2 protein-coding genes are annotated in these 1,318 nt (G+C 36.6%); both read left to right on the forward strand.

The window, feature by feature from the left end; all coding sequences use genetic code 11:
* The first annotated feature begins 232 nt into the window (after nt 1-232).
* A complete protein-coding gene (locus QTN95_RS20675) occupies nt 233-589 on the forward strand; it encodes a hypothetical protein (protein WP_331418854.1) in 357 nt (118 codons plus the stop codon).
* Nucleotides 555-1,058 carry a hypothetical protein gene (locus tag QTN95_RS20680; protein ID WP_138973142.1) on the forward strand — a complete coding sequence of 168 codons (504 nt, stop codon included), beginning with the start codon at nt 555-557 and terminating at the stop codon, nt 1,056-1,058. Before QTN95_RS20675 ends, QTN95_RS20680 begins: the two co-directional genes overlap by 35 nt.
* The last annotated feature ends 260 nt before the right edge of the window (nt 1,059-1,318 follow it).

Consider the following 1,318-nt stretch of genomic DNA (forward strand, 5'->3'; position numbering starts at 1 on the left):
ATCCGCGTGTTGGGAGTTCGAATCTCTCCACCCCTGCCATCTTCAATTGCATTTTTATGCAAATAAAAAGCCCAGTCGTTTGACTGGGCTTTTTCTATTTCTGGGTTCTTTCATTGTGAGTAATAACTTGCCCCGGAGTGATCTGCATTCATTATTCAAAGACACACATAATTAGATTGTTCGTTATCATGCTATAACGACCTCGTTAGAACTCCCTATAATTGAGGTTTTTATGCCAGCACAAATGAAAGGAAACTTTTGTAACATTAAGGACTTTAAACCATCCCAGCGTACTATGAACGCAATTAAAGAGATGAACAATGTAAACCAAATGAGTAGTTATCTAGACAAGATTCTTGCTCTAGTACCTTTCTATCATATCTTTTCCGGACGAAAGTCTTATCCAGGTGTTGCACTTACAAATGCGGGATGGAACGCCTCTACGTATCAATGGAAAACATTTAATGAAGCAATGAAGGCTATTCCTGATATAAAAAGAAAACGATTAGAAACTATTGCTGAAAATGAAATGTTATTTTCTACAGGGAAAGATTATGAATTTTGGACATGTGTATATAACTCGCTTTAAGTTATTGATGGTGCTTATTTTATTGTCTGGTTGCGCTTTCGCTTCGGGGCTTGAGACAAAAGAGTCTTTGCAAATTAAATACATTGAGGTGTATGACGCACTTAATCAAAAGGTTGGAGAGTGCTCAAAGCTCAAGAAACAGAGACAAATTACGATAGATAATGAATGGCTTAAATCTCAACCTACGTTAACTCAGAAGGTTGTTTTGTTTGAATTATCCAAAATGGCAGAAAAACGTTGCGCTCAGCCTGAAGAGTCAGATTATATTAGTGTTATTTTTGACTTGGCTGTTTTTGGGGAAGTTGATGCCTTAAATGAATATATAGAGTTAAGGCGATATGACCTCCCTAAAGAAGACAATAAAAAAATCTTAGACGGTTTGGATCAAGAGCAATTAATGCACCTTTCTACACTAGAAAAGTACCAAACGCCGTTTAATTTATTTTCGGCTTTTGAGTCTGGCAACTGATTCAATAAGCAATAAAGATTACTTTATTTGATGAATAGTGTTTTTCCAAAGATAGCATCGTGGTTTCATGAAACCACGATGCTATTACAGTAAAAATACACAACCAAACTTATACCAATCTGGAAAATTAACTGGTCAGGTTAATCCACTCCCTTTTGCACATCGTTTGCACCCTATCTGCGCTTTCCAAGAAGCCATTCCATGCTCTACATACCTTCTCGACAACATCGTTATAGTTCGTAAAACTTTGGTTGGCTAAA

Source organism: Vibrio sp. M260112 (assembly GCF_036533775.1).
Taxonomy (GTDB): domain Bacteria; phylum Pseudomonadota; class Gammaproteobacteria; order Enterobacterales; family Vibrionaceae; genus Vibrio.